At 74.1% G+C, this 4,026-nt stretch carries 4 protein-coding genes; 2 read left to right on the forward strand and 2 right to left on the reverse strand.

What is annotated here, in order from left to right; all coding sequences use genetic code 11:
* Both IE249_RS06145 and IE249_RS06150 read left to right on the forward strand, forming a co-directional pair.
* Positions 1 to 1,312 (forward strand): aminotransferase class I/II-fold pyridoxal phosphate-dependent enzyme (locus IE249_RS06145; RefSeq protein ID WP_229857679.1); only part of this gene is annotated, 1,312 nt, incomplete at its 5' end.
* A 282-nt stretch (positions 1,313 to 1,594) separates the two neighbouring features.
* Positions 1,595 to 2,050 carry a cyclic nucleotide-binding domain-containing protein gene (locus tag IE249_RS06150; RefSeq protein WP_189703747.1) on the forward strand — a complete coding sequence of 152 codons (456 nt, stop codon included), beginning with the start codon at positions 1,595 to 1,597 and terminating at the stop codon, positions 2,048 to 2,050.
* Between the two features lie 16 nt (positions 2,051 to 2,066).
* On the opposite strand, the gene IE249_RS06155 is transcribed toward IE249_RS06150, so the two are convergent.
* Together IE249_RS06155 and IE249_RS06160 are read right to left on the reverse strand one after the other, a co-directional pair.
* Entirely contained in the window at positions 2,067 to 3,455 is a 1,389-nt protein-coding gene (locus IE249_RS06155) for an MFS transporter (protein WP_189703748.1), read from the reverse strand.
* A gap of 100 nt (positions 3,456 to 3,555) precedes the next feature.
* Positions 3,556 to 4,026: LysE/ArgO family amino acid transporter (locus tag IE249_RS06160; RefSeq protein ID WP_229857681.1), on the reverse strand; the 471-nt coding region annotated here is incomplete at its 5' end.

A 4,026-nucleotide genomic window follows, 5' to 3' on the forward strand; every position in this document is an offset into this window, starting at 1 on the left:
CGGTCTGGACGACCGGCTGATGCGCGGCCAGGTGCTGCAGCGGGCCGAGGAGCTGATGGCGGACGCGGTCCACGCCGAGCAGACCTTCTTCACCACCTGCGGCAGCTCCCTGTCGGTGAAGGCGGCGATGCTGGCCGTCGCGGGCCCGCACGAGAAGCTGCTGATCGGCCGGGACGCCCACAAGTCGGTCGCCTCGGGGCTGATCCTCTCGGGAATCGAGCCGGTGTGGGTGGAACCGCGCTGGGACGCGGAGCGGCACATCGCCCATCCCCCCTCGGCCGCGGAGTTCGAGCGTGCCTTCGAGGCCCATCCGGACGCCAAGGGCGCCCTGATCACCAGCCCGACACCGTACGGCGCCTGCGCGGACGTGCGCGCGGTGGCCGATGTGTGCCACCGGCGGGGGGTGCCGCTCGTCGTGGACGAGGCGTGGGGCGCGCACCTGCCGTTCCACCCCGGCCTGCCGTCCTGGGCGATGGACGCGGGCGCCGACATCTGCGTGACCAGCATCCACAAGATGGGCAGCGGACTCGAGCAGGGTTCCGTCTTCCATCTGCAGGGCGACCTCGTGCCTCCGGAGCTGCTGAAGGCGCGGGCGGACCTGCTGGGCACGACCAGCCCGTCGGTGCTGATCTTCGCGGGGCTGGACGGCTGGCGCCGGCAGATGGCGCTGCGCGGTCGCGAACTCGTCGGCGGGGCGCTGGCGCTGGCGGCCGAGGTACGCCCGGCGATCGAGGCCGTCGACGGACTGCACGTCAACGACCGGGACGACTTCTGCGGCCCCTCGCTCGCCGACGACTTCGATCCGCTGCCCGTCGTCATCGACGTCACCGGGCTCGGCGTCACCGGCTACCAGGCGGCCGACTGGCTGCGCGAGCACCGCGGGGTCGACGCCCACCTGAACGACCACCGCCGGATCGGCGCCCAGCTCACCCACGGCGACAACCGCGAGACGGCCGACGAACTGCTGGCCGCGCTGAAGGACCTCGCGGGGGCCGCCCCCGGCCTCTCCCCCGCTCCGCGGGTCGACGTCCCGGCGCCGGGCGAGCTGCGCATGGAACAGGCCCTGCTGCCGCGGGACGCGTTCTTCGGGCCCGCCGAGCAGGTGCCGGTGGCCCAGGCGGCCGGACGCGTCGCGGCGGAGATGATCACGCCGTACCCCCCGGGCATCCCGGCGGTGCTGCCGGGCGAGCGGCTGACCGAGCCGGTGCTGCGCTACCTCACCACCGGTCGGGCCGCGGGAATGAACCTGCCGGACGCGAACGACCCGGAGATGGGCTCCGTCAGGGTGGTGGCCGGCGACTCCGCCGGGTGAGGGCGCGACATCGGAGTGAAACCGGTCACGTGACCCGCTCCCGGCTACGTGAAACCACCCCAGTTGGTTTATCGTTCATACATACGCGGCGACGGGGTCGACCCGGACGTCCCCCGTGCGCCGCCGCATACGGCCCTGGCTGGCTTCCCCCGTCCAGCCAGGGCTTTTTCACGCCCGCTCACGGCGAGCCCGTTCCGCCGAGGTGCCCGGTCCGTGCGAAGCGGCTGAAATGGGCTTGAGGCACATTGCGCGGAACCCATCGCCGGCGAGGAGCCCCGGGCCATGACCAAAGCGATAAAACTGCTGACCGCCCTCCCCCAGAAGCAGCGCGAACGTCTGATGGAACTCGCCCACGAGGTGTCCTTCCCCGAGGACGCCCGGATCTTCGAGGCGGGCGGAACGGCCGATCGCTTCTGGGTCATCCGCTCCGGCGCCGTCCATCTGGACCAGCAGGTCACGGCCACGCGGCGGGTCACGGTCGGCAGCCTGGGCGCGGGCGACCTGCTGGGCTGGTCGTGGCTGTTCCCGCCGTACACCTGGGACTTCGGGGCCGAGGCGTTCAGCCAGGTGCGGGCCTACGAGTTCGACGCCTCGGCCGTGCTGGCCGTGTGCGTGGAGGACCCGCTGCTCGGGCTCTCGCTGGTGCGCACGGTCGCCGAGATCCTCGCCCACCGCCTCGAACTGACCCGCGGCAAGCTGCTGGAGCAGTACACGATCTCCCGGGGGCGGGGTCTGTAGCGGCCCGGGCCCGGCGTCAGACGCGGTAGCGGCGCAACGCCGGCACGGCCGCCGCCAGGACCAGCGTCAGGACGACGACGAGCAGTCCGCCGCCGGTGACGGCCGCGCGGGGGCCGAGGACCGAACCGGCGGTGCCGTGCAGCACGTCGGCCAGACGCGGGCCGCCCGCGACGACGACGGTGAAGACGCCCTGCATCCGGCCGCGCATCTCGTCGGTGGCGGCGGACAGCAGGATCGCGCCGCGGAAGACCATGGAGACCATGTCGGCGATACCGGCGACGGCGAGGAACGCCACGGCCACCCACAGGCTGGAGCTGAGGCCGAACCCGGCGACGGCCACGCCCCAGGCGGTCACCGCCCCGATGACCATCCAGCCGTGCCGGCGCGCCCGCGAGAAGGTCCCGGAGAACAGACCGCCGGCCACCGCGCCGATGGGGATCGCCGCGAACAGCAGGCCGAGGGCGAGCCCCTCGCCGTAGGAGGCGTACGTCTGCGCGGCGAGCTGCGGGAAGAGGGCGCGGGGCATGCCGAGGACCATGGCGATGATGTCGGCGAGGAAGGACAGCAGCAGCACCCGGTGGCCGGAGATGTAGCGGAACCCGGCGGCGATCTCACGCACCCCGGCGCGGCGGGCGGCGGACGCGGTGAGCGGCGGCAGCGCGGGCAGCCGCAGCACGGCCCAGACCGTGACGCACAGCGCCACCGCGTCGATGAGGTACAGCTCGGGCAGCCCGATGACAGGTATGAGCGCCCCGGCCAGCAGGGGCCCGGCGACCAGGCCGGTCTGCATGACGGTGGAGCCGAGTGCGTTGGCGGCGGGCAGTTCCTCCTCGGGGACCAGCCGGGCGATGGAGGCGTTGCGGGCCGGGGAGTTCAGGCCGAAGAAGGCCTGCTGCACCGCGAGCAGCACCATCAGCACCGCGACGGAGCCGAGCCCGCTCGCGGCCTGCGCCCAGAACAGCAGCGAGGTGACGGCGATGCCGCTGTTGGTCACCAGCAGCAGCTTGCGCCGGTCCACGGTGTCGGCGACCGCCCCGCCCCACAGCGCGAAGACCACCATGGGCACCAGCCCGGCCAGGCTCGCGTAGCCGACCCAGGCGGAGGAGCCCGTGATGTCGTAGATCTGCTTGGGCACGGCGACCGCGGTGAGCTGGCTGCCGACCGCGGTGACGATGGTGGAGGACCACAGCCGGCGGAAGGCGGGGCGGCGCAGCGGGCGGGTGTCCATGGCCCAGCGGCGCCAGCCGCGGTGTGCGGGAGCGGCGGGATCCGGCGCGACGCCGTCCACGACCGGGCCGTCCGGCGCGGTGCCCTCCGGTGCGGCGGCGCTCGCCGCCGCACCGGGGCCGGCGGCGGGCTCCGTCCCGGGTGCCGTGCTGCTGTCGGTGGTCTCGCTGGTGTCCACGGGCTTCCTGGTTGCTCGTTACATCTTTCTGTCCGGGGTCACTATCGCAGCACCGGCCGCGTCCGTCGTAGTCCCGGGGGCGGCCCGGGCGCCGGGACCGTCAGGCTCCGGCCATGAGCGTGACGCCGAGGCTGACCATGGTCGCGGCGATCAGTCCGTCCAGCACCCGCCAGGCCGAGGGCCGGGCGAGGACGCGGCCGAGCAGCCGGGCGCCGAAGCCGAGGGCGGCGAACCAGCACAGGCTGGCGAGCGCGGCCCCGAGCCCGAAGGTCCAGCGCAGCGCGCCCCGGTCGGCGGCCAGCGAGCCCAGCAGGAACACGGTGTCGAGGTACACGTGCGGGTTGAGCCAGGTCATCGCCAGGCAGGTGAGCACCGCGCGCCGCCGGGAGCCGGCCGCCTCGCCGTCCGCCCGCAGGGCCGAGGCGGCCGGCCGCAGCACCCGGCGGGCGGCGAGGACGCCGTAGCAGAGCAGGAACGCCCCGCCGATCAGCCCGACCCCGGTGAGCGCGCCCGGCCAGGCCACGACCACCGCGCCGACCCCGCCGACGCCGAGCGAGATGAGCAGCGCGTC

The organism is Streptomyces anandii JCM 4720 (assembly GCF_014650655.1).
GTDB lineage: Bacteria > Actinomycetota > Actinomycetes > Streptomycetales > Streptomycetaceae > Streptomyces > Streptomyces anandii.